Source organism: Agromyces sp. NPDC127015 (assembly GCF_042725165.1).
Classification (GTDB): Bacteria; Actinomycetota; Actinomycetes; order Actinomycetales; family Microbacteriaceae; genus Agromyces; species Agromyces chromiiresistens.
The window spans coordinates 233548-259754 of record NZ_JBHXDI010000004.1; the positions used below are offsets into that span (position 1 = coordinate 233548).

Here is a 26207-nt window from a genome sequence, read left to right on the forward strand (position 1 = left end):
CCTCAGGCGAGTTCGGCGCGGGACGCGACGACCTGCACCTGATCGGACTGGACTGAGAGGAATCCGTCTTCCGCCGAGGCGGTGATCTTCTCGCCGCCCGGCAGGGTGACGCGCACCTCGCCGCTCGCGAGGATCGCGAGCATCGGCTCGTGCCCCGGGAGGATGCCGATCTCGCCTTCGACGGTCTTGGCGACCACCATGGCCGCCTCGCCCGACCACACTTCGCGGTCGGCCGAGACGACGCTCACGTTGAGGGCGGCCATGCTCAGCCGTTCTCCTTCTGGATCTGCGCCCACTTCTCTTCCACGTCGGAGATCGGGCCGACGTTGAAGAACGCCTGCTCGGCGACGTGGTCGAAGTCGCCCCGGGCGATCGCGTCGAACGACTCGATGGTGTCCTTCAGCGGGACCGTCGAACCCTCGACACCCGTGAACTTCTTCGCCATGTAGGTGTTCTGCGAGAGGAACTGCTGGATCCGGCGCGCGCGGGCCACGGTGATCTTGTCTTCCTCGGAGAGCTCGTCGACACCGAGGATGGCGATGATCTCCTGCAGTTCCTTGTTCTTCTGGAGGATCTGCTTGACCGTGGTCGCGACGCGGTAGTGGTCGGCGCCCAGGTAGCGCGGGTCCATGATGCGCGACGTCGACGTCAGCGGGTCGATCGCGGGGTACAGACCCTTCGACGCGATCTCACGCGAGAGCTCGGTCGTGGCGTCGAGGTGGGCGAACGTGGTCGCCGGGGCCGGGTCGGTGTAGTCGTCGGCCGGGACGTAGATCGCCTGCAGCGAGGTGATCGAGTGGCCGCGCGTCGAGGTGATGCGCTCCTGCAGGATGCCCATCTCGTCGGCGAGGTTCGGCTGGTAGCCCACAGCGGAGGGCATGCGGCCGAGCAGCGTCGACACCTCGGAGCCCGCCTGGGTGAAGCGGAAGATGTTGTCGATGAAGAGCAGCACGTCCTGCTTCTGCACGTCGCGGAAGTACTCGGCCATGGTGAGGGCCGAGAGGGCGACGCGCAGACGCGTCCCGGGCGGCTCGTCCATCTGGCCGAAGACGAGGGCGGTCTTGTCGAAGACGCCCGCCTCCTCCATCTCATGGATGAGGTCGTTGCCCTCACGGGTGCGCTCGCCGACGCCGGCGAACACCGACACGCCGCCGTGGTCCTGCGCGACGCGCTGGATCATCTCCTGGATGAGGACGGTCTTGCCGACGCCCGCACCGCCGAAGAGGCCGATCTTTCCACCCTGCACGTACGGGGTGAGGAGGTCGATCGACTTGATGCCGGTCTCGAAGAGCTGCGTCTTCGACTCGAGCTGGTCGAAGGCCGGGGGCTTGCGGTGGATCGGCCAGCGCTCGGTGACCTCGATGGTCTCGCCGGGCTCGAGGTTCAGCACCTCGCCCATGACGTTGAAGACCTTGCCCTTGGTGACGTCGCCGACGGGCACCGAGATGGGGGCGCCGGTGTCGCGAACCTCCTGGCCGCGGACCAGGCCGTCGGTCGGCTTGAGGGCGATCGCACGCACGACGTCGTCGCCCAGGTGCTGCGCGACCTCGAGGTTCAGGGTCGTGGTCGTGCCGCCGATGGTGACGTCGGTCTGGAGGGCGTTGTAGATCTCGGGGATCGAGTCGTGCGGGAACTCGATGTCGACGACGGGGCCCGTCACGCGGGCGATGCGGCCGACGGCGACGGCCTGGTCGGCGACCATGTCGATGGTGTCAGTCATTTCTGCTCACTCTTTCTGGATTGCTACTTGGCGGCGACGAGCGCGTCCGCGCCGCCCACGATCTCGGAGATCTGCTGCGTGATCTCGGCCTGGCGGGCATTGTTCGCCAGGCGGGTGTAGTCGGTGATGAGCTTGTCGGCGTTGTCGGACGCCGACTTCATCGCCTTCTGCGTGGCCGCGTGCTTGGCGGCGGCCGACTGCAGCAGGGCGTTGAAGATGCGGCTCTCGATGTACACCGGCAACAGGCCGTCGAGCACGGTCTCGACGTCGGGCTCGAACTCGTACAGCGGCTGCACCGTGGCATCGGGCTCTTCGACGCCTTCGACGACCTCGAGCGGCAGGAGGCGCACGACCGTGGGGGTCTGCGTCATCATGCTGACGAAGGTGTTGTAGACGACGTGGATCTCGTCGACGCCGCCGTCGGAGGCGTCGCGCAGGAACGACTCGAGCACCGCGTCCGCGATCTCCTTGGCCAGCTCGAACTCGGGGCTCTCGCTCGATCCGACCCAGTCCTGCTCGAACTCGCGGTGCCGGAACTGGAAGTACCCGACCGCCTTGCGCCCGACGAGGAAGTACACGACCTCCTTGCCCTGCGAGCGGAGGAGCTCGGCGAGCTCCTCCGCTTCGCGAAGCACCTGCGAGTTGAACGCACCGGCGAGGCCGCGGTCGCTCGTGAGGATCACGATCGCCGCACGCTCGATCTTCTCGGGCTCGGTCGTCAGCACGTGGTCGACGTTCGAGTACGTCGCCACGGCCGAGACGGCACGGGTGATCGCCCGCGAGTACGGCGTCGAAGCCGCCACCCTCGCCTGCGCCTTCTGGATGCGCGAGGCGGCGATGAGCTCCATCGCCTTGGTGATCTTCTTCGTCGTCTGGGCAGACTTGATCTTCTGCCGGTAGACCCGAAGTTGCGCTCCCATGTCTCTCCTGTATCCCTACGTCAGCGGTTCAGATCGTCCGATCGCCTCAGCGGCGACCCTTGACGATCTTCTCCTGGTTGACGTCTTCGGCGGCGATGGCCTCGAACTGCTCCGAGCCGACCGAGGCGAGCGGCTTGCCCTCGCCGGTCTGGAACTCGCCCTTGAAGGTCGAGACCGACGACTCGAGCTTCGAGATGGTCTCGTCCTCGAGCTTGTTCGTCGAGCGGAGCACGTCGAGCACGTCGGTGTTGCGGCGCAGGTAGTCGAGGAACTCGGCCTCGAAGCGGAGGATGTCCTCGACCGGAACCTCGTCGAGGTGGCCCTTCGTGCCGGCCCAGATCGAGACGACCTGGTCTTCGACGGGGTACGGCGAGTACTGCGGCTGCTTGAGCAGCTCGGTCAGGCGCGCGCCGCGGGCGAGCTGGCGACGGCTCGCCGCGTCGAGGTCGGAGGCGAACATCGCGAAGGCCTCGAGCGAGCGGTACTGGGCGAGCTCGAGCTTCAGCGTGCCCGAGACCGACTTGATCGACTTGACCTGTGCGTCGCCACCGACTCGCGAGACCGAGATGCCGACGTCGACGGCCGGTCGCTGGTTCGCGTTGAAGAGGTCGGACTGGAGGAAGATCTGGCCGTCGGTGATCGAGATCACGTTCGTCGGGATGTAGGCCGAGACGTCGTTCGCCTTGGTCTCGATGATCGGGAGGCCCGTCATCGAACCGGCGCCGAGCTCGTCGGAGAGCTTGGCGCAACGCTCGAGGAGACGCGAGTGCAGGTAGAAGACGTCACCGGGGTACGCCTCACGGCCCGGCGGGCGGCGGAGGAGGAGCGACACGGCGCGGTACGCCTCGGCCTGCTTCGACAGGTCGTCGAAGATGATGAGGACGTGCTTCGAGTCGTACATCCAGTGCTGGCCGATGGCCGAGCCGGTGTACGGCGCGAGGTACTTGAAGCCCGCCGGGTCGGAGGCCGGGGCGGCGACGATGGTGGTGTACTCCATCGCGCCGGCGTCTTCGAGGGCGCCCTTCACCGAGGCGATGGTCGAGCCCTTCTGGCCGATCGCGACGTAGATGCAGCGGACCTGCTTCGACGGGTCGCCCGACTCCCAGTTCGCCTTCTGGTTGATGATCGTGTCGATCGCGATCGCGGTCTTGCCGGTCTGGCGGTCGCCGATGATGAGCTGGCGCTGGCCGCGGCCGACCGGAATCATCGCGTCGATGGCCTTGATGCCGGTCTGGAGCGGCTCGTGCACCGACTTGCGCTGCATGACGCCGGGCGCCTGCAGCTCGAGGGCGCGGCGGCCCTCGATGCCGGTGATCTCGCCGAGACCGTCGATCGGGTTGCCGAGCGGGTCGACGACGCGGCCGAGGTAGCCCTCGCCCACGGGCACCGAGAGGACCTCGCCGGTGCGGGTCACCTCCATGCCCTCTTCGATGCCGGTGAACTCGCCGAGCACGACGACGCCGATCTCGTCCTCTTCGAGGTTGAGCGCGAGGCCGAGCGTGCCGTCGGCGAAGCGCACGAGCTCGTTCGCCATGACCGACGGGAGACCGCCCACGTGCGCGATGCCGTCGGCGGCGTCGGTGACGTACCCGACCTCGGTCTTCTGCGCCTGGCCCGGCTCGTACGACGAGACGAACTCCGAGAGAGCCGAACGGATCTCGTCGGGGCTGATGGAGAGTTCTGCCATTGCCATTTCCTTTTCTGGGCCGGGCCGTGTGGGCGCCGGTTTCAGCTTCTCTGTGTGGCGGCGCTGCACGCCGGTCGTGGTTTCAACCGGCGTCAGCCGGCAAGCTTCTGCCTCAGCGAGCCGAGGCGGCTGGCGACGCTGCCGTCGATGACGTCGTCGCCGATCTGGATGCGGACTCCGCCGATGAGGGCGGGGTCGACGATCGTGTCGAATCGGATGGGGCGCCCGGCCTGGGCGGCGAGGCCCTGCTCGAGGCGACCGAGCTGCTCGGCCGAGAGCGGGACGGCGGTCGTGACGGTCGCCACGTCGAACCCGCGCTGGTCGGCCACGACGGATGCCGCGTGCCTGAGCGCCTCGCCGATGCGACGGCCGCGGGGCTGCTCGACGAGATGGCGCACGATCGCGACGGTCTGCGGCGCGGCCTTGCCGTCGAGCAGCCGGTTGACGAGCCGCGTCTTCGCCTCGGGCGCGCTGAGCTTCGAACCGAGCGCGAGCTCGAGCTCGGAGTCGGACGCGACCGTACGGTCGAACGCGAAGAGCTCGGCGTCGATGTCGACGCCCTTCGCGGCGGAGTCGGCCGCGACGCGGTAGCCGAGGTCTTCGACGCCCGCGAGGAAGTCGTCGCCCGATGACCAGCGGCGCGTCGCCGCGGTCACGAGCAGTGCGACCGACTCGGCCGGAAGCTGCGATCCGAACACGCGCTCGACGAGCGCGCGCTTCTGGGCGACGTCGGCTTCGGCGTCGGTGAGCGCCGTGCGCAGCTGCGCGGACGAACCGATCACCCGGCCGGCGGCGAGGAGGCCCTCGGCGACCGGAAGTTCGGCCCGGCCGAGCTCGGCGAGCGCAGCCCGCGACCCGGCCAGGGCCTCTCTCGTAGCGCTACCCATGGATTACTTCTTCCCTCCGGCGGCCGCCTCGGAGGCCTCCAGGTCGGCGAGGAAGCGATCGACGACCGCGGTCGCCTTCGCGTCGTCGGAGAGCGACTCGCCGATGACGCCCGACGCGAGGTCGATCGCCAGCGTGCCCACCTCGGAGCGGAGCGAGACGAGCGCGCTCTGGCGCTCGGCCTCGATCTGCGCCTGGGCGCTCGCGGTGACGCGAGCGGCTTCGGCGACGGCGGTGTCCTTCGCCTCGGCGACGATCTTCTTGCCGTCTTCGCGGGCCGTCTCGCGGATGCGTCCGGCCTCGGTGCGCGCGTCGGCGAGCTGGGCGGTGTACTCCTCGAGGGCCGCCTCGGCCTTGCGCTGGGCCTCGTCGGCCTTCGCGATGTTGCCTTCGATCGCCTCAGCACGCTCGTCGAGCAGCTTCTGGACGCGCGGAAGCACGTACTTCCAGAAGAAGAGGAGGAGGATGACGAAGATGACCCCCGACCAGACGAGGTCGTAGACCTCGGGGATCAGCGGGTTGCGCGTCGTACTCTCCTCCGCGGCGCTCACTACAGAGTGAAGCATGTGTTGACTCCTCGCGGGGCTGGAGGGTTTACGGGAACGGGATGAAGGCGACGGCGATGCCGACGAAGGCGAGCGCCTCGGTGAAGGCGATACCGATCCACATCAGGACCTGCAGGCGGCCGGCGAGCTCGGGCTGGCGAGCGACGCCCTCGATCGTCTTGCCGACGACGATGCCCACGCCGATGGCCGGGCCGATGGCTGCGAGGCCGTAACCGACCGAGGCGATGTGTCCGTTGATCTCCGCGAGAACGGTCGTTGCGTCCACGTTGTTTACCTTTCGTTGTGGTGGAGTTATGGGCGGGGATGCCCGAGTCGTGCGATCAGTGCTCTTCGGCGACGGCCAGCTGGATGTAGACCGCCGTCAGCACGGTGAAGACGTACGCCTGGAGCACCGCGACGAGGATCTCGAACACCGTGAAGGCGAACCCGAAGGCGAAGGTGCCGACGCCCATGAGCTTGAACCAGCCGGGCGCCGAGAACAGGAAGAACCAGGTCGCCGAGAAGCAGAGCACGAGCAGCATGTGGCCGACGAGCATGTTCATCAGGAGTCGGAGCGTCAGCGTCACCGGTCGGATGATGAACGTCGAGATGAACTCGATCGGGGTGACGATGAAGTACACCGGCCACGGCACGCCCGCGGGGAACAGCGCGTTCTTGAAGAAGTTCGCGGGACTCTTCTTGACGCCCGCGTAGATGAACGTGACGTACGAGATCGCCGCGAGCACGAACGGCACGCCGATGACCGAGGTGCCCGCGATGTTCAGGCCGGGGAAGATGCCCGTCAGGTTCATGAACAGGATCATGAAGAACATCGTCGTGAGGATCGGCAGGAACCGCTTGCCGTCCTTCTTGCCGAGCAGATCGTCGGAGATGTTCACGCGGACGAGGTCGAGGCCCATCTCCACGAGGCTCTGGAAGCGCCCGGGCACGACCCGCATGCGGCGGGTGCCGAGCCAGAAGATCACGAGCAGCGCGATGATCGCGATGATGCGGACCATCATGACCCGGTTGATCGCGAACGGCGTGCCCTCGAAGAGGAAGATTTCGGGGAAGAACTCGTCGAGACTGGGCCCGTGGAATCCGCCTTCGTCGGCGGCGGTCAGAACCAGCTGGTTCAGAGCGTGTGCTAGCAGGGCTCTCTCCTGTTTCGGGGCGTGGAGCAGGGGCTCTCGCGACGACGAACATCGGAAACGGATTTCGCACAGGCCTGAGCAGGGCGAAAACCGTGGGGGATCGCCATTACTCTAGCAAGACTTCTACGAGCAGACGAATTCGGAATCGAAGCTTATTCGTCCTCGGGCGCCTTCGGCAGTTCGACGTCGCTCGCGTACGGCAGTCGCGACTTCGCGACGACGAGCACGTCGACCACGAGCGAGGCGATGACGCCCGCCACGAGGCTCAGGAACACGACCATCGGGTCGAGCCATGAGGCGCCTCGCAGGACGAACACGAGCACGATGAAGAGGACGAACTTGAGCAACCATCCGCCGAGCACGATTCCGAAGAAGATGCCGACGAATAGGTCGCTCCCGGCGAACCGGTTCGCCACGAGGATGCTGCCCGCGGTGATGCCCATGAACACGACCGCCATGAGCGTGCCGATGAGACCACCCCAGAGGCCGGGCATGCCGGCGAAGACGTAGCCGAGCACGGCGCTCACGACGAGGATCACCGCCGCGAGCACTCCACCCCACGCGAGTGCGCGCTTCAGCACGGGGTTCGAGGTGGGGGTTCGGTCGGCGGGTTCGGGCCGGGCGTCGGTCATCATGCTCCAGTCGAGGGGTCGCCCGATTCTACCGAGGACGAACCTGCGAGTTCGTCGATCGGGGCGTCGGGCCCGGTAGCGGCGGGCCCAGCGGGCGTCGCCGTCGACGGGCGCTCCTCGGCGGCGACCGTCAGCCGCTTGCGCCGCCCGAGCGGGGCGAGCGTGATGATCGTGCACGCGAGGAAGCCCACGCCGAGGAACACGAACGCCCACCACGTGCTGAGGTGGAAGTAGACGGGCAGCACGTACGTCAGGAGGCATCCGACCGAGGCGACCGCCGTCCAGCCGTACAGGATGAGCACCGCGTTGAGGTGGGAGTGCCCCATGTCGAGCAGCCGGTGGTGGAGGTGCTTCCGGTCGGCCGCGAACGGCGACTTGCCCGCGCGCAGGCGCCGGATGACGGCCATGCCGAAATCGAGCAACGGGATGATCAGCACCACGAACGGCAGGATGATCGGCATGAACGCGGCGAACAGCTCGCTGAAGCCGACGCCGACCGGGTTGATCTGGCCGGTCACCGCGATCGCCGAGGTCGCCATGAGCAGGCCGATGAGGAGGGCCCCCGCGTCGCCCATGAAGAGCTTCGCGGGGTGCCAGTTGAGCGGCAGGAACCCGGCGCACGCCCCCACGACGACGACCGCGAGCAGCGACGCGAGGTTGAAGTAGTTGAGGGGCGACGTCTGCTGCACGAGCAGGTAGGTGTAGAGGAAGAACACGCCGTTCGCGATGAGCGAGACGCCTGCGACGAGCCCGTCGAGGCCGTCGATGAAGTTGACCGCGTTCATCACGAGCACGATCGTGAACACGGTGAGCGTCGCACTGACCCACGACGGGATGAGCGTGATGCCGGCGATCGGCAGCGACACGATGGACACGCCCTGCCAGGCGATCAGCCCGGCGGCGATGAACTGCCCGGCGAGCTTCGTCGTCCAGTCGAGGTCCCAGATGTCGTCGGCGACGCCGATGAGCACGATGAGCAGCGCCGCGCCGAGGATCGCGAGCATCTGCGCGGGGTTCTGGAAGATGATCGCGACGTTCGCGAACCGCTGGATGCCGAGCGTCGAGATGAACGCCGCCGCGCCGATCGCCACGAGCACGCCGACGAACATCGCGACGCCGCCGAGCCGGGGCGTCGGACGGGTGTGCACGTCGCGCTCGCGGATCTTCGGGTACAGCCGGTACTTGAGGCTCAGCTTCCAGACGAGGATCGAGCCGCCGAACGTGACGAGCGCGGCGAGCAGCGCGAGGGTGAGGAACAGGGTCATGAGACGGCGGCGTCCGCGTCGTCGGCGGGCGCGGAACCCTCGGCGGGCGCGGCACCGTCAGCGGGCGCGCCACCGTCAACGGGCGCGGATGCCTCGTCCGCGAGCTGCTCGGACGCCTCGGGCTCGTCGTCGGCGGGCTCGAGCAGCTCCTCCCCCACGACCGCGGCGATGCGCTCGCGCGACACGACGCCCGCGCGCACGATGCGCAGCACGCCGCCCGACTCGGTGAGCCCGGTGGCGTCGACGATCGTCGACGACGTGTCGCCCGGCCGGTCGCCGATGGCCTCGTAGCCGGTGCCGGCCTCGCCCCCGTCGAGATAGACGGCGACCGATTCGCCGAGCATCTCGACCGCGGCCCCGGCGGTGGTCGCCGACGGCATGCCCGAGAGGTTGGCCGACGAGACCGCGAGCGGACCGGTCTCGGAGAGGAGCTCGAGGGCGATCGGGTTCGCGGGCATGCGCAGCGCGACGGTGCCGCGGGTCTCGCCGAGGTCCCACTGGAGCGACGGCTGGGCGCGGAGGATGACGGTGAGCCCGCCCGGCCAGAACTCGGCGACCAGGTCGCGCACGGCGGGCGGCACCTCGGTCGCCAGTGCGTCGAGGGTCGGCAGTCCGGGGATGAGCACGGGCGGCGGCGACGTGCGCTCGCGGCCCTTGGCCTCGAGCAGGCGCGCGACCGCTTTCGCGTTGAACGCGTCGGCGGCGACGCCGTACACCGTGTCGGTCGGCAGCACGACGAGTTCGCCGCGCCCGATCGCGCCCCGCGCGAGTCGCATGCCGGTGAGCAGCTGGGAGTCGACCGAGCAGTCGTAGGTGGCAGTCATGACCTGCCCGATTCTAGACCAGCGCCGGGCCACGATCGGATGCCTCGGGCCGCACGGGCCCGAGGCATCCGACGCGACGCCGCGCCGCTCAGCGGCGGCCGGACTTGCGGCGGAACAGCCACGCTCCCCAGGCCGCGGCGATCGCGATGATCGCGGCGCACCAGCCGACCGCCCACCACGCGGAATCGCCGACCGGCGTGCCCATGAGCAGGGCGCGGATCGTCTCGATGACCGGGGTGATCGGCTGGTTCTCGGCGACCCACTGGAGCCACTCGGGCATCGTGTCGACCGGCACGAACGCGCTCGACACGTACGGCAGGAACAGCAGGATGAAGCCGTAGCCGCTCGCCGCCTCCGGTGACGGTGCGGCGAGCCCGATCGCGGCGAAGAGGTACGTGATCGTGAGGATGTACAGCGCGACCATGCCGAAGGCGGCGAGCCATTCGAGCGGGGTCGCCGACGGCCGGAACCCGACGAGCAGGGCCACGCCGATCACGATCGCCGTGGCGATGAGGTTTCGCACGAGGCTCACGGCGACGTGGCCCGTGAGCACCGCGCCGCTGCGCAGCGGCATCGTGCGGAACCGGTCGATGATGCCCGTCGACATGTCTCGCGAGACGGAGATCGCGGTCGTGGAGGCGCCGAATCCCGCGCACAGCAGGATGATGCCGGGAACGACGTAGTCGACGTACCCGCCCGACGGGTCGATCGCGTTGCCGAAGATGTAGGTGAACATCAGCATGAGCATCGTCGGCAGCAGGACGGCCATCATCATGGTGTCGACGTCGCGGACGGTGTGGATGAAGCTGCGGGTGATGAACACCCGCTCGGCGGTGAAGCCGCGCACGCGCGGACGATGTGCGACGGCGTCGGGCCCGGCGGCGGCACGGGGTGCGGTGAGCGTGGTCATGTCGGGCTCCGTTCAGTTCGTGGCGATGAGTTCGGGGGCGGATGCCTCGGCCGCCGCCGCCGGACGATCGGCCGTGATGGCGAGGAACACGTCGTCGAGGCTCGGCCGGCGGATGGTCACCTGGACGCCGTCGGCCCCGGCGAGGGCGGCCCGGTCGAGCTCGTCGATGGCGGCCCGCAGGCCGTGCACGCTGCCGTCGGTGGGCAGTTCGCGGAGCAGCACGCCGTCGGCGTCGCGCAGCTCGACCACATCGCCGCCGACCCGCGACTTGAGCTCGTCGGCCGTGCCCTCGGCGGCGATGCGTCCGCGGTCGAGCACGGCGATGCGATCGGCCAGCCGGTCGGCCTCCTCCAGGTACTGCGTCGTGAGGAAGATGGTCGTACCCGCGTCGGCGAGCGAGCGGATGACGGCCCAGAGCTCCTGGCGGCTGCGGGTGTCGAGACCGGTCGTCGGCTCGTCGAGGAAGAGCACCGGCACCTGCACGACGAGGCTCAGGGCGAGGTCGAGGCGGCGACGCATGCCGCCGGAGTAGGTGGCGACCCGGCGGTCGGCGGCCTGCTCGAGGTCGAAGCGCGCGATGAGCTCGGTCGCGCGGAGCCGGGCGTCGCGCCGGGCGAGCCCCGAGAGCCGGCCCATCATCACGAGGTTCTCGCGCGCCGTGAGCACCTCGTCGACGGCGGCCGCCTGGCCCGTCAGGGCGATGCACTGCTGCACCGCGGCCGGCTCGCGCAGCAGATCGCGACCCATGACCGCGGCGGTGCCGGAGTCGGGCGCCACGAGGGTCGTGAGGATGTTGATGGTCGTCGTCTTGCCGGCGCCGTTCGGCCCGAGCAGCGCGAAGACGCTGCCGGCGGGGACCGCGAGGTCGAGGCCCGCGAGCACCTCGGTGCGGCCGAAGGCCTTGCGCAGGCCCCGCGCTTCGATGGCGAGTTGCATGTCGTGCTCCTGTCGGTCGGGATTCGCACCACTGTTGCGTATGGCGCAAACTGTTTATGTCATGCACTGTTGTTTAAGTAATACACAGTTCTAGACTGAGGTCAACCCGAAGCCGGCCCGAGCCGGCCGACGCCGACCGACTGGAGCCGAATGAGCGACGAGCGAGCCGACCCCGAACTCCCCCGCGGCGTCGCCCTGGCCTGGGGCGTCGCCGCCCACCCGCAGCGCGGCCCGAAGCGCGAGCTCTCGATCGAGCGCATCGTCGACGCCGCGATCGAGATCGCGGATGCCGAGGGCATCGGGGCGGTGTCGATGAGCCGGGTCGCCGCGTCGCTCGGATTCACCACGATGTCGCTCTACCGGTACGTGACGAGCAAGGACGACCTGATCCTGCTGATGCAGGAGGGCGCCGTCGAGCCGCCCGTGCCGGACGAGCACGTCGAGCGCGCCTGGCGCGATGGCGTGACCGCGTGGGTGCTCGCCATGCGCGCCGCCTACCGCGAGCACCCGTGGCTCGTCGACATCCCGATCTCGGGAGCCCCAATCACGCCGAACAGCCTGCTCATCGTGGACTGGTTCCTGCGCGAGGTCCGCGACCTCCCGCTCAGCGACGGCGAGAAGATGTCGGCCCTGCTGCTGCTCACGAGCTACGCCCGCGCGACCAGTGCGCAGGACCGCGACCTCCGGGCCGCCGCCGAGGCGGCCGCAGACCCGCGCGAGGTCACCGGCGAGAGCGCCTTCGCCGCACTCTCGGAGCTCGTGACCCCTGAGCGATTCCCGTACCTGAGCCCGCTCCTCGCCGCCGGCGGGTACGTCGCCGAGCCCGGCACCCACCCCGGCGAGACGGACGAGGACTTCTCGTTCGGGCTCCTCCGCATCCTCGACGGCATCGAGCACCACGTCGACCACCAGGGCGGCACGACCGCCCCCGCCGAGCCCGAGCCGCTTCCCGAGCTCCCACCGCAGCTCGACCTGCCCCGCGACCAGCGCGTGCGCGACGCCGCGAAGGCCAGGCGCGAGGCCGAGAAGTCGGTGCGCGAGGCGCAGAAGGCGCTCCGTGAGGCGCAGAAGCGCGAGCGCGAGGCGATCAAGCACGCCCTCGAGCGCGAGAAGGCCGCGCGCGAGAAGGCCGAACGGGCGAAGTAGCTCAGCGCAGGGCGGTCGTCGCCCGGTCGCGCCCCGTCAGGTCCCGGTGGTGGGCGATCGCGCGCCATCCGTCGGCGGCGAGGATCGCGGCGATGTCGGCCGACTGCGCCTCGCCGTGCTCGATCACGAGCACGCCGCCCGGCCGGAGCAGCGCGAGCGCGCGCTGCGAGAGCACCCGCACGACGTCGAGCCCGTCGACCCCGCCGTAGAGCGCGGCCTCGGGGTCGTGGAGGCGCACCTCGGGATCGCGCGGGATCGCGCCGAGCGGGATGTACGGCGGATTCGACGCGACGACCGAGACCCGGCCGTCGAGCTCGGGCAGCGCGTCGGCGAGGTCGCCGAAGACGAGCTCGAGGTTCGGCGCCCCCACTTCCTCGACGTTGCGGCGCGTCCACACGTACGCCTCGGGCGACTTCTCGACCGCCCAGACCCGCGCGTGCGGCACCTCGGTCGCGAGCGCGAGCGCGATGGCGCCCGATCCCGTGCCGAGGTCGACGCCGATCGGCTCTGGCTCGGCCGCCGCCCGCAGCGCGTCGATCGCGAGCTGCGCGACGCCCTCGGTCTCCGGCCGCGGCACGAACACGCCGGGGCCGACCGAGAGCTCGAGCGAACGGAACGCCGCCCGGCCGGTCAGGTGCTGCAGCGGCTCGCGCCGGGCACGCCGCGCGACGAGCGACGCGAGCGCCGAGGCATCCTCGGTCTCGATCGTGGCGCCGACGACGAGACGCGCCTGCACCCCGCCTCGGCTCAGCCCGAGCACGTGCCCGATGAGGAGCTCCGCGTCGACGTCGGGGTCGGGCACGCCCGCCGAGGCGAGCGTCGCCGCGATCTCGTCGCGCACCTCGCGCAGCGACCGGCCTGGCTGTTCAACGGGTGCATCCACGCAATGGAATGTAACGCACGCCCACGGCCCCGGCCGCGCCCATAGGCTGGGCACGCTCGCACCGCCCCTCGAGAAAGGCCCGACCATGGCTCAGATCTACGACAACATCACGCAGGCGTTCGGCCGCACGCCGCTCGTCCGACTGAACCGCCTCACCGAGGGCGCCGGTGCGACCGTGCTCGCGAAGCTCGAGTTCTACAATCCCTCCGCGAGCGTCAAGGACCGCCTGGGCGTGGGCATCGTCGACGCCGCCGAGGCATCGGGCGAGCTGAAGCCCGGCGGCACCATCGTCGAGGGCACGAGCGGCAACACGGGCATCGCCCTCGCCGCGATCGGCGCGGCGCGGGGCTACAAGGTCATCCTCGCGATGCCCGAGACCATGTCGAAGGAGCGCAAGTCGCTGCTCAAGGCGTACGGCGCCGAGCTCGTGCTCACCCCGGGCTCCGAGGGCATGAAGGGCGCCGTCGCGAAGGCCGAGGAGCTCGCCGCCTCGACCCCCGGCGCGATCCTCGCCCGCCAGTTCGAGAACCAGGCCAACGTCGAGATCCACCGCCGCACGACGGCCGAGGAGGTCTGGGACGACACCGACGGCGGCGTCGACATCTTCGTCGCGGGCATCGGCACCGGCGGCACCATCTCGGGCGTCGGCCAGGTGCTCAAGGAGCGGAAGCCCGAGGTGCAGGTCGTCGCGGTCGAGCCGGCCGAGTCGCCCATCCTCAACGGCGGCCAGCCCGGCCCGCACAAGATCCAGGGCATCGGCGCGAACTTCGTACCCGACGTGCTCGACCGCACCGTCTACGACGAGGTGCTCGACGTCAACATCGACCAGGCCGTCGCGACCGCGCGCCGGCTCGGTCAGGAGGAGGGCATCCTCGGCGGCATCTCGTCGGGTGCGACGGTGTACGCCGCCCTCGAGCTCGCCAAGCGTCCCGAGAACGCCGGCAAGACCATCGTCGTGATCGTCGCGAGCTACGGCGAGCGGTATCTCTCGACCGTCCTGTACGAGGGTCTGCTTGACTGATCGCGTGACGATCCGCTCGCGCCTGAAGGAAGACCTCAAGACCGCCCGTGCCCACGACCCCGCGGCACGGAGCGGCCTCGAGGTCTTCCTCGTGTACTCGGGCCTGCACGCCATCTGGACATACCGGCTCACCCATCGCATGTGGGTCGCCGGCTGGCGGTTCCCAGCCCGGCTCATCTCGCAGTTCGCCCGATTCCTGACGGGCATCGAGATCCACCCCGGCGCGTCCATCGGGCGCCGGTTCTTCATCGACCACGGAATGGGCGTCGTCATCGGCGAGACCGCCGTCGTCGGCGACGACGTGATGCTCTACCACGGCGTCACCCTCGGCGGGAAGGCGCCCAGGCACACCCCGCCGGGCACCAAGCGCCACCCGACCCTCGAGGAGGGCGTCACCGTGGGGGCCGGGGCGAAGATCCTCGGCGACATCACGATCGGCGCGTGGAGCGCCGTCGGCGCGAACGCCGTGGTGACCCGCGGCGCTCCCCCGCACTCGCTCGTCGTCGGCGTGCCCGCGACCGTGCGCCCGCTCTCGCACGCGACGGCCGACGCGGCGCGCGGCGTGCACGACTGGCACATCTGATCGCAGACGACGGATGCCTCGGGGCCGGCCCCGAGGCATCCGTCGTCGTTCGATCGCGCCGGCGCGCCTACTCGGTGCCGAGATCGGCGAGCCTGGCCTCCTCGTCGGCGTGGATCGCCGACTCGATGAGCGGGTCGAGCGCGCCGTTCATGACCTGGTCGAGGTTGTACGCCTTGTAGCCGGTGCGGTGGTCGGCGATGCGGTTCTCGGGGAAGTTGTACGTGCGGATGCGCTCGGACCGGTCCATCGACCGGATCTGCGACTTGCGCGCGTCGGAGGCCGCCGCGGCGAGCTCCTCCTGCTGGCGCGCCAGCAGGCGGGCCCGCAGCACGCGCATCGCCGCCTCGCGGTTCTGCAGCTGCGACTTCTCGTTCTGCATCGACACGACGATGCCCGTCGGCAGGTGGGTGATGCGGACCGCCGAGTCGGTCGTGTTGACCGACTGGCCGCCGGGCCCGCTCGAGCGGTACACGTCGATCTTGAGGTCGTTCTGGTTGATGTCGACCTCTTCGGGCTCGTCGACCTCGGGGAAGACGAGCACGCCCGTCGTGGAGGTGTGGATACGGCCCTGGGTCTCGGTGACGGGCACCCGCTGCACGCGGTGCACGCCGCCCTCGTACTTGAGATGCGCCCAGACGCCCTGCGCCGGATCGGTCGCGTTCGACTTGATCGCGACCTGCACGTCCTTGTACCCGCCGAGGTCGGACTCGTTGCGCTCGAGGAGCTCGGTCTTCCACCCCTTCGACTGCGCGTACTGGATGTACATGCGCAGGAGGTCGGCCGCGAAGAGGGCGCTCTCCGCGCCCCCCTCGCCGCCCTTGATCTCCATGATGACGTCACGCCCGTCGTCGGGGTCGCGCGGGATCAGCAGGCGCCTGAGCTTCTCCTGCGCCTGCGCGAGCCCCTCCTCGAGGGCGGGCACCTCTTCTGCGAAGGCGTCGTCCTCCTTGGCGAGCTCGCGCGCCGCGTCGAGGTCGTCCTGCGCCTCGTGCCACGCCCGGTTCGCCGCGACGATCCGGCTCAGCTCGGCGTAGCGCCGGTTGACCTTCTTCGCACGCGCGGCGTCGGCGTGCAGCGCCGGGTCGGCGAGCTCCTCCTGGAGCTGCGCGTGCTCATCGAGCAGCGGCTGAACCGATTCGAACACCTCGGCCTCAGCGGTGGTCGGTCTCGTGCCCGTGCGAGTTGCCGTGGCCGGCGACCGGCATCGACTTCTGCATGAGCAGCAGGAACTCGGCGTTCGACTGCGTCTCCTTCAGGCGGCCCAGCACGGCCTCGAGCGCGGGCTGCTGGTCGAGGCCCGCGAGCGCGCGACGCAGCTTCCACGTGATCTTGACCTCGTCGGGGCTGAGCAGCATCTCCTCACGCCGGGTCGACGACGCGTTGACGTCGACGGCCGGGAAGATGCGCTTGTCGGCGAGCTGGCGCGAGAGGCGCAGTTCGCTGTTGCCCGTGCCCTTGAACTCCTCGAAGATCACCTCGTCCATCTTCGAGCCGGTCTCCACGAGCGCGGTCGCGAGGATGGTGAGCGAGCCGCCGTTCTCGATGTTGCGCGCGGCACCGAAGAACCGCTTCGGCGGGTAGAGCGCCGACGCGTCGACGCCGCCCGAGAGGATGCGACCCGAGGCGGGTGCGGCCAGGTTGTAGGCGCGGCCGAGTCGCGTGATCGAGTCGAGCAGCACGACGACGTCGTGGCCCAGCTCGACGAGGCGCTTCGCCCGCTCGATCGCGAGCTCGGCGACCGTCGTGTGGTCTTCTGCCGGACGGTCGAAGGTCGAGGCGATGACCTCGCCCTTGACCGTGCGCTGCATGTCGGTGACCTCTTCGGGGCGCTCGTCGACGAGCACGACCATGAGGTGGACCTCGGGGTTGTTCTGCGAGATCGCGTTGGCGATCTGCTGCAGCACGATCGTCTTGCCGGCCTTCGGCGGCGCGACGATGAGGCCGCGCTGGCCCTTGCCGATCGGGGCGACGAGGTCGATGATGCGCTGCGTGAGCTTCGTCGGCTCGGTCTCGAGGCGCAGGCGCTCCTGCGGGTAGAGCGGCGTCAGCTTCTGGAAGTCGACGCGTGCGGCGGCCTCGTCGATGGACTGGCCGTTGACCGAGTCGACCTTGACGAGCGCGTTGTACTTCTGGCGGCTCGACTGCTCGCCGTCGCGCGGCTGCTTGATCGCACCGACGACGGCGTCGCCCTTGCGCAGGTGGTACTTCTTCACCTGGCCGAGCGAGACGTAGACGTCGCTCGGGCCGGGCAGGTAGCCCGTCGTGCGCACGAACGCGTAGTTGTCGAGGACGTCGAGGATGCCCGCGATCGGGATGAGCACGTCGTCGTCGAGGATCTCGGGCTCGAGCTCGTCGCCGGTACCGCCCTGGCCGCGGCGCTTGCGGTCGCGGTAGCGGCTGCGACGGCCGCCCTCGCCCTCGCCCTTGTCGGCCTGGTTCTGGCCGCCCTGCCCGCCCTGGGCCTTGTCGCCCTGCTTGCCCTTGTCGGCGTCGCCCTGGCGGTCGGCGGACTTCTGGTCGTCGCCCTTGCGCGCGTCGCCGTTCTGGTTCTGGCCGTTGCCGTTCTGGCGGCCGCCCTTCTGGGCCTCGCCCTTCTGGGCCTCGGCCTTCTGGGCGTCGTCACCGCGCTCGGCGCGCTCGGCGCGCTCGCCGCGCTCGGCACGGTCGCCGCCGCCGCGACGGCCGCGGTTGCGGCGGCCGCCCTGCCGCGGCTCCTCTGCGGGCTGCTCGCCGTCGGCGCCCTCGGTGCGGGCGCCATCGCGGGCGCTCTCGCCGGTCGCGGCGGCGAGCTCCTCGCGCACGGCCGCACGGGCGGCCTCGCGGGCGTCGTCGTCGTTCGCGGTCGGCACGAGGCCGACACCGGCACCGCCGCCGTTCACGTGCTGCACGGCTGCGGTCGTCGCGCTCGTCGCGCGACGGGGCTGGCGGCCGCGACGCGGCTGGGCGGATGCCTCCGCGGCGACGGGCTCGGCCGTCGCCGCCTGGGCGCCGTCGACCGGGGCGACGTCAGCGGGCGCGGGGTCGGTCGACGGAGCCGCCTCGGCCGGCGCGCTCGGTGCGTCGGCCACCGGGGCCGCCTCGACGGGCGCGGCCTCGACGGGGGCGGTGCCGTCGACGTCGAGCGTGGGGGCGGCGTCGCCCTCGGCCTGACGCGCGGTGATCGCCTCGACGAGTTCGCCCTTGCGGAGCTTGGATGCGCCCACGATGCCGAGCGAGGCGGCGAGCTCCTGGAGCTCGGCGACCTTGAGGCCGGTGAGGGGGGCGCCGTTCGCCACGCGCGCGGCGTGGTCGGATGCGTTGGTCACTGGGTGTTGTCCTTTCCCCTGGCGCATGTGGTTGCGCGGCAGGAGAGTTGATCGCAGACTCGAGCGAGGTCGGCGCGCGCGGCGCAGACTGCGCAAGTGCGAAAGCAAGAGATTGCCGGGAATTGCACGATGCGGCTCGTGAGCGGTGTCGGGTCTGACGTATCAGCCGCTTCACCCGCCGGGTGCGCAGTCAGTCTAACACCGTGCGGCCGCCCAGCCTGCCACGCGACGCCCCGTTGTGGAGAAACATCGCGTGGAGGCATCCGACTGCGACGAGCGCGACCGAGCAGCAGCGGCGCACGTCGCGGCGTGCCGGCCGTCGGCGGGCAGCGCGGCTCAGGCGGCGGTGACCGTCGCGCCCTTGAAGTCGACCGCGAGCGGCAGCGCCTGCCACACCGTGTCGGCCGTCCGCTCGACGAGGTCGATCGCCGCTGCACGGGCGCTCGGGTCGTTCGCGAGGACGAGGATCGACGGGCCGGCACCCGACACGACGGCGGGGTGTCCCGCCTCGCGCAGTGCCCGGATGAGCCGGTCGGTCTCGGGCATGGCCGCCGCGCGGTAGTGCTGGTGCAGCTTGTCCTCCGTGGCCTGGAAGAGCAGCTCGGGGCTCTGGATGAGCGCCGCGACAAGCAGCGCCGAGCGCGAGACGTTGAAGACCGCGTCTTCGTGCGGCACCTGCTCGGGCTGCAGCGAACGCGCGAGCGCCGTCGACATCTCGTGCTCGGGCACGAGCACGAGCGGCGAGACGCCGCGGTGCACGATGAGCTTCTTGTGGCGGGGTCCCTCGGGGGTGACCCACGCGATCGTGAGTCCGCCGAAGAGCGCCGGCGCCACGTTGTCGGGGTGGCCCTCGAGCTCCGTCGCGAGCTCGAGCAGGTCGTCGGCCGAGAAGTCGACGACCCCGTCGAGCAGGCCCTTCGCCGCCATCACCCCTGCGACGATCGCCGCGCCCGACGAGCCGAGGCCGCGGCCGTGCGGGATCGCGTTGTGCGCGACGAGCCGCAGCCCGGGCAGCGCGACGCCCGCGCGCTCGAACGCGTGCGCGATCGCGCGCACGACGAGGTGGGACGCGTCCAGCGGCACCTCGCCCTCGCCGACGCCGTGCACCTCGACCTCGACGCCCGCCGGCGTCGCCGAGACCTCGAGCTCGTCGTAGCGCGCGAGGGCGAGCCCGAGGGTGTCGAAGCCGGGCCCGAGGTTCGCCGAGGTGGCGGGCACCTTGACGTGGACGGTACGGCCGACGAGCGATGTGGTCGCGTCGGCGACGAGCGTGCCCGTCATGAGGCGAGTCCCAACGCCGCGGCGACCTGTGCGGTGTCGACCGGCACGACCGTCGGCTCGACGTCGGAGCCGTCGGCCGTGCGGAGGGCCCACTGCGGGTCCTTCAGGCCGTGGCCGGTGACCGTGAGCACGACGCGCGCACCCCGCGGCACGGCGCCGGCGGCCGCTCGCTCGAGCAGGCCGGCGACCGAGATCGCCGAGGCCGGCTCGACGAAGATCCCGACCTCGGCCGAGAGGATGCGCTGCGCCTCGAGGATCGCGGCGTCCTCGATGGCGCCGAAGTACCCGTCGGTCTCGTCGCGCGCCTGGAGGGCGAGCTCCCACGACGCCGGATTGCCGATGCGGATCGCGCTCGCGATGGTGTCGGGGTCGCGCACGGGCTCGCCGCGCACGATGGGCGCGGAGCCCGCGGCCTGGAAGCCGAATATGCGCGGCATCCGGGTCGCGTTGCCCGCCGCGATGTCCTCGCGGTAACCGCGCGTGTACGCCGTGTAGTTGCCGGCGTTGCCGACCGGCACGACGTGCAGGTCGGGTGCGTCGCCGAGCACCTCGACGACCTCGAACGCCGCGGTCTTCTGGCCCTCGATGCGGTCGTTGTTCACCGAGTTGACGAGGTGCACGGGGTAGTTCGCGGCGAGGTCGCGCGCGATGTCGAGGCAGTCGTCGAACGTGCCCTGCACCTGGATGAGCTTCGCGTCGTGCGCGATCGCCTGGCTGAGCTTGCCCATCGCCACCTTGCCCTCGGGCAGCAGCACGGCCGCGCCGATGCCGGCGTGGGTCGCGTAGGCGGCGGCCGATGCGGAGGTGTTGCCGGTCGAGGCGCAGATCACGACCTTCGCCCCGTGCTCGACGGCCTTCGTGACCGCCATCGTCATGCCCCGGTCCTTGAAGGAGCCGGTCGGGTTCATGCCCTCGAACTTCACCCAGACGTCCGCGCCGGTGCGACGCGACAGTGCGGGGGCCGGCAGCAGCGGCGTGCCGCCCTCGCCGAGCGTCACGATCGGGGTCGCGTCGGTCACGTCGAGACGGTCGGCGTACTCGCGGATGACACCGCGCCACTGGCGCGAGCCGGGCTTGGGGGTGGGCGTCGGGTTCGGGGTGTTCACTGGGCTCCTTCGACTCGGAGGACGGATGCGACGGAGGCGACGACGGGGCTCTCGGCGAGCGAGGCGACCGTGTCGGCGAGCGCCGACTCGGTGGCCTCGTGGGTGCCGATCACGAGCGTCGCGCGCCGCGACCCCTCGCTGACGGTCTGCTGCAGCTGCTCGACCGAGACGCCGTGCTCGGCGAACGTGCGCGCGATCTGCTCGAGCACGCCCGGTTCGTCGGTGACCTCGAGGGTGATCGCGTACCGCGTCGTGATGCGCCCGATCGGCAGCAGGGGCAGTTCGGCGTGCGTCGACTCGGCCGTGCCGGGCCCGCCCGAGACCCGGCGCCGGGCGATGGCGACGAGGTCGCCGAGCACGGCGGAGGCGGTCTGCACTCCCCCGGCGCCCGCGCCGTAGAACATGAGCGGCCCTGCGGCGGAGGCCTCGACGAACACGGCGTTGTTCGCCCCGTGCACGGCGGCGAGCGGATGGCTGCGCGGAACGAGCGCCGGGTAGACGCGGGCCGAGACGCCCTCGTCGCCGGTCTCGGCGTCGATGAGGCGCTCGCAGATCGCGAGCAGCTTCACGACGTACCCGGCCCGGCGCGCCGATTCGACCTGGGCCGCCGAGACGCCGGTGATGCCCTCGCGGTGCACGGCCTCGACCGGCACGCTCGTGTGGAACGCGAGGCTCGCGAGGATGGCCGCCTTCTGCGCTGCGTCGTAGCCGCCGATGTCGGCCGTCGGGTCGGCCTCGGCGTAGCCGAGCTCGGTCGCGGTCGCGAGCGCGTCCTCGAGGGAGGCGCCGGTCTGGTCCATCCGGTCGAGGATGAAGTTCGTCGTGCCGTTCACGATGCCGAGGATGCGCTCGATGCGGTCGCCCGCGAGCGACTCCCGCAGCGGCCGGATGATCGGGATCGCCCCGGCGACCGCGGCTTCGTACGAGAGCTGCGCGCCGACCTGCTCGGCCGCGGCGAAGAGCTCGGGGCCGTGGGAGGCGAGCAGCGCCTTGTTGCCCGTGACCACGTCGGCGCCCGAGGCGATCGCCTGGTGCACGAGCGTGCGGGCGGGCTCGATGCCGCCCATGAGCTCGATCACGACGTCGGAGCCGAGGATGAGGGCCTCTGCGTCGGTCGTCAGCAGCTCGGCGGGCAGGTCGGTGTCGCGCCGCGCCCCGAGGTCGCGCACGGCGATGCCGACGAGTTCGAGGCGCGCGCCGACCCGCTGCGCGAGCTCGTCGGCGTGGTCGAGCAGCAGCCGTGCGACCTGCGAGCCGACCGAGCCCGCCCCGAGCAGTCCGACTCGGATGGACCGGTACTCGATCATGCGGGGTTCCCTTCGACGGTGCTCGTCGCGACGGTCCTCGTCGCGACGGTGGATGCCTCGAACCCGAGATCACGGGCGAGCAGGTCGTCGATCGACTCGCCGCGCACGATGACGCGGGCCTCACCGTCGCGCACGGCGACGACGGGCGGGCGGGGCACGTGGTTGTAGTTCGAGGCGAGCGACCAGCAGTACGCGCCGGTGGCCGCGACGGCGACGAGGTCGCCGGGCGCCGTGTCGGCCGGCAGGTGCTCGACGTCGACGACGACGTCGCCCGCCTCGCAGTGCTTGCCGACGACCCGGCTGAGCGCGGGGGCGGCGTCGGAGACGCGGTTCGCGACCCTGGCCGAGTACGCCGCGCCGTAGAGCGCCGTGCGGGCGTTGTCGCTCATGCCGCCGTCGACGCTCACGTAGCGCCGTGCGCCCCCCTCGATCGGCACGGGCTTGACCGTGCCGACGGTGTAGAGCGTGACGCCGGCGGGGCCGACGATCGACCGGCCCGGCTCGAACGCGAGCCGCGGCACTGCGATGCCCCGTTCGCGGCACCCCGCGACGACCGCGGCGACGATCCCGTCGGCGATCTCCTCGATCGGCTGCGGGGTGTCGGCGGCCGTGTAGGCGATGCCGAACCCGCCGCCGAGATTGAGTTCGGGCAGCGGCTCGACGGCCGAGAGGTCGGCGTGCGCGGCGAGCAGCCGGGCGGCCGACTCGGCGAAGCCCTCGGCGTCGAAGATCTGCGAGCCGATGTGGCAGTGGAGCCCGAGGAACTCGAGCGAGTCGTGCGCGCGGATGCGCTCGCCGAGCTCGACCGCGCGTTCGAGCGGCACGCCGAACTTCTGGTCCTCGTGCGAGGTTGCGAGGAACTCGTGCGTCGATGCGTGCACCCCGCTGTTGACCCGCAGCCGCACCCGCTGCCGGCGCCCGGCGCGCGCCGCCGCGCCCGCGACGCGTTCGATCTCGACCTCGCTGTCGATGATGAGCGCACCGACGCCCACCTCGACCGCGCGGGCGATCTCGGCTAGCGACTTGTTGTTGCCGTGGAAGCCCAATCGGGCGGGCTCGGCCCCGGCCGCGAGCGCGACCGCGAGCTCGCCACCGGTGCAGACGTCGACCGCCAGCCCCTCATCGACGACCCAGCGCACGACCTCGCCGGACAGGAACGCCTTGCCGGCGTAATAGACGGTCACATCGGTGCCCGCCGCGCGTGCCGCCGCCTCGAACGCGAGCCGCGTCCGTCGGGCGCGCGAACGCGCCTCGGACTCGTCGACGACGTAGAGGGGGGTGCCGAACCGCTCGGCCAGCGACACGGCGTCGAGGCCGGCGATCTCGATGCGGCCCGCGGGGTCGCGACGTGCGCTCGCGGGCCAGACCTGCGGCACGAGCGCGTTGACGTCGGCCGGCGCGCGCTGCGCGCCGGGGTCTGCGGGAACGGATGCCACGGGAACCTCACAGGAGGGAACGAATCGACGGTCGCTCGCGGCGAGCGAACCCGGATCGGTCCCTGAAGCCTGATGCGTGCCGACCTTGTGGGTCGGACTACCCGCGAGTCTACCGAGGCGTGCGGGCCCGGCCGAATCGGCGGTCAGTCGCAGTGGCCGGTGCGGCCGAGCGCATCGCCGTCGAGCTCTACGTCGTCGCCCGCGAGGTCGACCCGCACCGCGCCCGGTGCGACCGCGACGCCCGTCACCTCGATGCCCTCGGGCAGGTGCTCGGCGACGCACACCGGCACGGGGTCGTCGCCGATGAGCCGCTGGATGAGCCCGGACACGTCGAACGATGCACCGCCCGCGCCGACCTCGACGCCGACCGGTTCGAGCAGGATCCGGTCGCCCGCGGCGGTCGGCGCCGCGGTGACCTGATAGGAGATGGGGGCGCCGAGCACCTCGACGCTGCCCTCGTAGCCCACCGTCCCGTCGCCGAGCGTCACGGTGCCGGTCGCACCCGGGACGTCGATCAGCCGGTTGAGCGAGGCTTCGTCGGTCGAGACGGTCGCAGTCAGGTGCCCGACGGGCGATGCGAGGTCGACCGGCACCTGCTGCAACGTGACCTGCGCATCGATCGGCGCGCCGTCGACCTCGAGGTCGGGTGCGCTGAGCGCGACCTCGTCCATCGAGCCCGAGAGGTACTGCGCGATGACCGAGAAGCCGCCGATCGTCACGTCGACGTCGCCATCGACCTGGTCGGGCAGGTTCGCACGGATCTCCTCGGCGACCCGTTGTTCGGCGACGCCCCGCGCGATCACGTCGGCCACCACGGCGATCGCCACGAGGCCGACGACGACCGCCGCCACGACGATGCCGATCTTCGCCCCTCGGCCGAGGCGCTTGCGGGGCGCGGGTTCCGGGTCTTCGACGTCCAGTGGGATCGTCGGCTGCTCGTCGCTCATCGGTGCCCCCTCGTTCGGATGCGGAGTGCTACATGCGCTCGGGCGCCGAGACGCCGAGCAGGTCGAGGCCGTTGCGGATGACCTGGCCGGTCGCGTCGTTGAGCCAGAGACGGGTGCGGTGCAGGTCGCCCACCGGCTCGTCGCCGAGCGGCAGCACGCGGCAGTTGTCGTACCAGCGGTGGAACAGCCCCGCGAGCTCCTCGAGATAGCGAGCGACGCGGTGCGGCTCGCGCAGCTCGGCCGCCTGGGCCACGATGCGCGGGAACTCCTGCAGCGCGCCGAGCAGCGCCGACTCGGTCTCGTGCTCGAGCAGCTCGGGCGCGAACGCGGAACGGTCGACGCCGGACGCCTGCGCGTTCAGCGCGAGCTGCGTCGTGCGGGCGTGCACGTACTGCACGTAGAACACGGGATTGTCGTTGCCGCGACGCTGCAGGATCTCGGGGTCGATCGTGAGCGGCGAGTCGGCCGGGTACCGGGCGAGCGTGTACCGCAGCGCGTCGGTGCCGAGCCACGCCTGGAGATCGTCGAGCTCGATGATGTTGCCCGCGCGCTTCGACAGCCGGGCGCCGTTCACGCTCACCAGCTGGCCGATGAGCACCTCGACATCGCGCTCGGGGTCGTCGCCCGCGGCGCCCGCGAGGGCCCTGAGCCGGTGCACGTAGCCGTGGTGGTCGGCACCGAGCAGGTAGATCTTGTGCTTGAAGCCGCGGTCCCCCTTGTCGAGGTAGAGCGCGGAGTCGGCCGCGAAGTAGGTCGGCACGCCGTTGCCGCGCACGAACACCCGGTCCTTGTCGTCGCCGAAGTCGGTCGTCTTCACCCACACCGCGTCGTCGGCGTCGTAGACGTGGCCCTGCGCCCGAAGCCGGGCGAGCGCCGTGTCGATGTCGCTGAGGCCGTCGTCGCCCTTCGCGTGCAGTCGGCGCTCGCTCGTCCAGACGTCGAAGTGCACGTTGAAGCGCTCGAGCGAGGCCTTGATCTCGGCGAGCTGCAGCTCGTACGCGATCTCGGTCGCGGTGTGCAGGGCGACATCGTGCTCGAACTCGGCGAGCCTCGGCTCGCGCTCGAGCACGCGGGCGGCGAGGTCGGCGATGTAGCTGCCCGGGTAGCCGCCCTCCGGGGTCGGCTCGCCCTTGGCCGCTGCGAGCACCGAGGCGCCGAAGATCTGCATCTGGTTGCCGGCGTCGTTGATGTAGTACTCGTTCGCCACCTCGGCGCCGGCTGCGCGCAGCACGCGGCTGATCGAGTCGCCGAGTGCGGCCCAGCGGGTGTGGCCGATGTGGAGCGGCCCCGTCGGGTTCGCGGAGACGAACTCGAGGTTGATGACGGAGCCGGCGAGCGAGTCGCTGCGCCCGTAGTCGGCGCCCTGCTCGACGATCGTCTTCGCGAGCGCCCCGGCGGCCGCGGCGTCGAGGCGGATGTTGATGAAGCCCGGGCCCGCGATCTCCGCACTGGCCACGCCGTCGATTCCGGCGAGCGCGGGCGCGAGCTCGCCCGCGACCTCGCGCGGGTTCATTCCGAGCGGCTTGGCGATGCGCAGGGCGATCGACGACGCCCAGTCGCCGTGCTCGCGGAGCTTCGGTCGCTCGAGCACGACGTCGCCCGGCTCGAGCCGGAGGTCGACCTCGACGCCGGCGGCACGACGTCGCTCGACCAGGGCGAGGACGAGGTCGTACAGGGCGTTCGCGAGATCGGCGGGAGTCACCCGCAAATCCTA

The 26207-nt window shown here is 70.9% G+C and carries 25 protein-coding genes; 3 read left to right on the forward strand and 22 right to left on the reverse strand.

Annotated features, from left to right (window positions below):
• Window positions 1-2 precede the first annotated feature (2 nt).
• The 13 genes from ACFWGP_RS13295 to ACFWGP_RS13355 form a co-directional block, all read right to left on the reverse strand.
• Window positions 3-263, reverse strand: a complete 261-nt coding sequence (locus ACFWGP_RS13295; RefSeq protein ID WP_231431474.1) for a F0F1 ATP synthase subunit epsilon — start codon at window positions 261-263, stop codon at window positions 3-5.
• 2 nt (window positions 264-265) lie between these two features.
• Window positions 266-1720, reverse strand: coding sequence for a F0F1 ATP synthase subunit beta (gene atpD, locus ACFWGP_RS13300; RefSeq protein ID WP_231431475.1), 1455 nt, complete (start codon window positions 1718-1720; stop codon window positions 266-268).
• A 23-nt stretch (window positions 1721-1743) separates the two neighbouring features.
• Window positions 1744-2640: a F0F1 ATP synthase subunit gamma gene (locus ACFWGP_RS13305; protein WP_231431476.1), complete on the reverse strand. Its 897-nt coding sequence runs from the start codon at window positions 2638-2640 to the stop codon at window positions 1744-1746.
• Window positions 2641-2686: 46 nt separating this feature from the next.
• Window positions 2687-4327: a F0F1 ATP synthase subunit alpha gene (atpA, locus tag ACFWGP_RS13310; RefSeq protein ID WP_231431477.1), complete on the reverse strand. Its 1641-nt coding sequence runs from the start codon at window positions 4325-4327 to the stop codon at window positions 2687-2689.
• Window positions 4328-4419: 92 nt separating this feature from the next.
• Window positions 4420-5214: a F0F1 ATP synthase subunit delta gene (locus ACFWGP_RS13315; RefSeq protein ID WP_231431478.1), complete on the reverse strand. Its 795-nt coding sequence runs from the start codon at window positions 5212-5214 to the stop codon at window positions 4420-4422.
• 3 nt (window positions 5215-5217) lie between these two features.
• Window positions 5218-5778 carry a F0F1 ATP synthase subunit B gene (locus tag ACFWGP_RS13320; protein WP_231431479.1) on the reverse strand — a complete coding sequence of 187 codons (561 nt, stop codon included), beginning with the start codon at window positions 5776-5778 and terminating at the stop codon, window positions 5218-5220.
• A 28-nt stretch (window positions 5779-5806) separates the two neighbouring features.
• A complete protein-coding gene (gene atpE / locus ACFWGP_RS13325; RefSeq protein ID WP_231431480.1) occupies window positions 5807-6043 on the reverse strand; it encodes an ATP synthase F0 subunit C in 237 nt (78 codons plus the stop codon).
• A 55-nt stretch (window positions 6044-6098) separates the two neighbouring features.
• A complete protein-coding gene (gene atpB / locus ACFWGP_RS13330) occupies window positions 6099-6896 on the reverse strand; it encodes a F0F1 ATP synthase subunit A (protein WP_231432362.1) in 798 nt (265 codons plus the stop codon).
• 167 nt (window positions 6897-7063) lie between these two features.
• Window positions 7064-7546 carry a hypothetical protein gene (locus ACFWGP_RS13335; protein ID WP_376931117.1) on the reverse strand — a complete coding sequence of 161 codons (483 nt, stop codon included), beginning with the start codon at window positions 7544-7546 and terminating at the stop codon, window positions 7064-7066.
• The gene (locus ACFWGP_RS13340; protein WP_231431482.1) at window positions 7543-8808 is read right to left on the reverse strand and encodes an MraY family glycosyltransferase; all 1266 of its coding nucleotides are present in this window, start codon (window positions 8806-8808) and stop codon (window positions 7543-7545) included. The genes ACFWGP_RS13335 and ACFWGP_RS13340 overlap by 4 nt, the downstream gene beginning before the upstream one ends.
• Window positions 8805-9632 (reverse strand): L-threonylcarbamoyladenylate synthase, encoded by an 828-nt coding sequence (locus tag ACFWGP_RS13345; protein ID WP_275506660.1) that lies wholly within the window; start codon window positions 9630-9632, stop codon window positions 8805-8807. The genes ACFWGP_RS13340 and ACFWGP_RS13345 overlap by 4 nt, the downstream gene beginning before the upstream one ends.
• A gap of 88 nt (window positions 9633-9720) precedes the next feature.
• Complete coding sequence (locus ACFWGP_RS13350) at window positions 9721-10542, reverse strand: ABC transporter permease (protein WP_275506659.1); 822 nt, start codon at window positions 10540-10542, stop codon at window positions 9721-9723.
• Between the two features lie 12 nt (window positions 10543-10554).
• On the reverse strand, window positions 10555-11478 hold the full coding sequence (locus tag ACFWGP_RS13355) for an ATP-binding cassette domain-containing protein (protein ID WP_231431485.1): 924 nt from the start codon (window positions 11476-11478) through the stop codon (window positions 10555-10557).
• Between the two features lie 150 nt (window positions 11479-11628).
• Between ACFWGP_RS13355 and ACFWGP_RS13360 the strand changes: the two genes are divergently transcribed.
• On the forward strand, window positions 11629-12624 hold the full coding sequence (locus ACFWGP_RS13360; protein WP_231431486.1) for a TetR/AcrR family transcriptional regulator: 996 nt from the start codon (window positions 11629-11631) through the stop codon (window positions 12622-12624).
• A gap of 1 nt (window position 12625) precedes the next feature.
• On the opposite strand, the gene prmC is transcribed toward ACFWGP_RS13360, so the two are convergent.
• Window positions 12626-13507, reverse strand: coding sequence for a peptide chain release factor N(5)-glutamine methyltransferase (gene prmC / locus ACFWGP_RS13365; protein ID WP_376931118.1), 882 nt, complete (start codon window positions 13505-13507; stop codon window positions 12626-12628).
• A gap of 85 nt (window positions 13508-13592) precedes the next feature.
• Here prmC and cysK point away from each other — a divergent pair, with 85 nt between their 5' ends.
• Together cysK and epsC are read left to right on the forward strand one after the other, a co-directional pair.
• A complete protein-coding gene (cysK, locus tag ACFWGP_RS13370; protein WP_231431488.1) occupies window positions 13593-14528 on the forward strand; it encodes a cysteine synthase A in 936 nt (311 codons plus the stop codon).
• A gap of 4 nt (window positions 14529-14532) precedes the next feature.
• Window positions 14533-15111 (forward strand): serine O-acetyltransferase EpsC, encoded by a 579-nt coding sequence (gene epsC / locus ACFWGP_RS13375; protein WP_376931119.1) that lies wholly within the window; start codon window positions 14533-14535, stop codon window positions 15109-15111.
• Between the two features lie 67 nt (window positions 15112-15178).
• Here the strand turns inward: epsC and prfA are convergent, their stop codons facing one another.
• From prfA to ACFWGP_RS13415, 8 genes are all read right to left on the reverse strand, one after another.
• Complete coding sequence (gene prfA / locus ACFWGP_RS13380) at window positions 15179-16255, reverse strand: peptide chain release factor 1 (protein WP_275506657.1); 1077 nt, start codon at window positions 16253-16255, stop codon at window positions 15179-15181.
• Between the two features lie 7 nt (window positions 16256-16262).
• Window positions 16263-18416: a transcription termination factor Rho gene (gene rho / locus ACFWGP_RS13385; protein ID WP_376931120.1), complete on the reverse strand. Its 2154-nt coding sequence runs from the start codon at window positions 18414-18416 to the stop codon at window positions 16263-16265.
• Window positions 18417-18752: 336 nt separating this feature from the next.
• Window positions 18753-19697: a homoserine kinase gene (gene thrB / locus ACFWGP_RS13390; protein WP_275506655.1), complete on the reverse strand. Its 945-nt coding sequence runs from the start codon at window positions 19695-19697 to the stop codon at window positions 18753-18755.
• A complete protein-coding gene (gene thrC / locus ACFWGP_RS13395; RefSeq protein ID WP_376931121.1) occupies window positions 19694-20803 on the reverse strand; it encodes a threonine synthase in 1110 nt (369 codons plus the stop codon). Before thrC ends, thrB begins: the two co-directional genes overlap by 4 nt.
• On the reverse strand, window positions 20800-22110 hold the full coding sequence (locus ACFWGP_RS13400) for a homoserine dehydrogenase (protein ID WP_231431494.1): 1311 nt from the start codon (window positions 22108-22110) through the stop codon (window positions 20800-20802). The genes thrC and ACFWGP_RS13400 overlap by 4 nt, the downstream gene beginning before the upstream one ends.
• A complete protein-coding gene (gene lysA, locus ACFWGP_RS13405) occupies window positions 22107-23546 on the reverse strand; it encodes a diaminopimelate decarboxylase (protein ID WP_376931122.1) in 1440 nt (479 codons plus the stop codon). The genes ACFWGP_RS13400 and lysA overlap by 4 nt, the downstream gene beginning before the upstream one ends.
• Before the next feature lie 143 nt (window positions 23547-23689).
• On the reverse strand, window positions 23690-24493 hold the full coding sequence (locus ACFWGP_RS13410) for a DUF2993 domain-containing protein (RefSeq protein ID WP_376931123.1): 804 nt from the start codon (window positions 24491-24493) through the stop codon (window positions 23690-23692).
• Between the two features lie 28 nt (window positions 24494-24521).
• Window positions 24522-26195, reverse strand: coding sequence for an arginine--tRNA ligase (locus ACFWGP_RS13415; RefSeq protein ID WP_231431497.1), 1674 nt, complete (start codon window positions 26193-26195; stop codon window positions 24522-24524).
• Window positions 26196-26207: the final 12 nt, after the last annotated feature.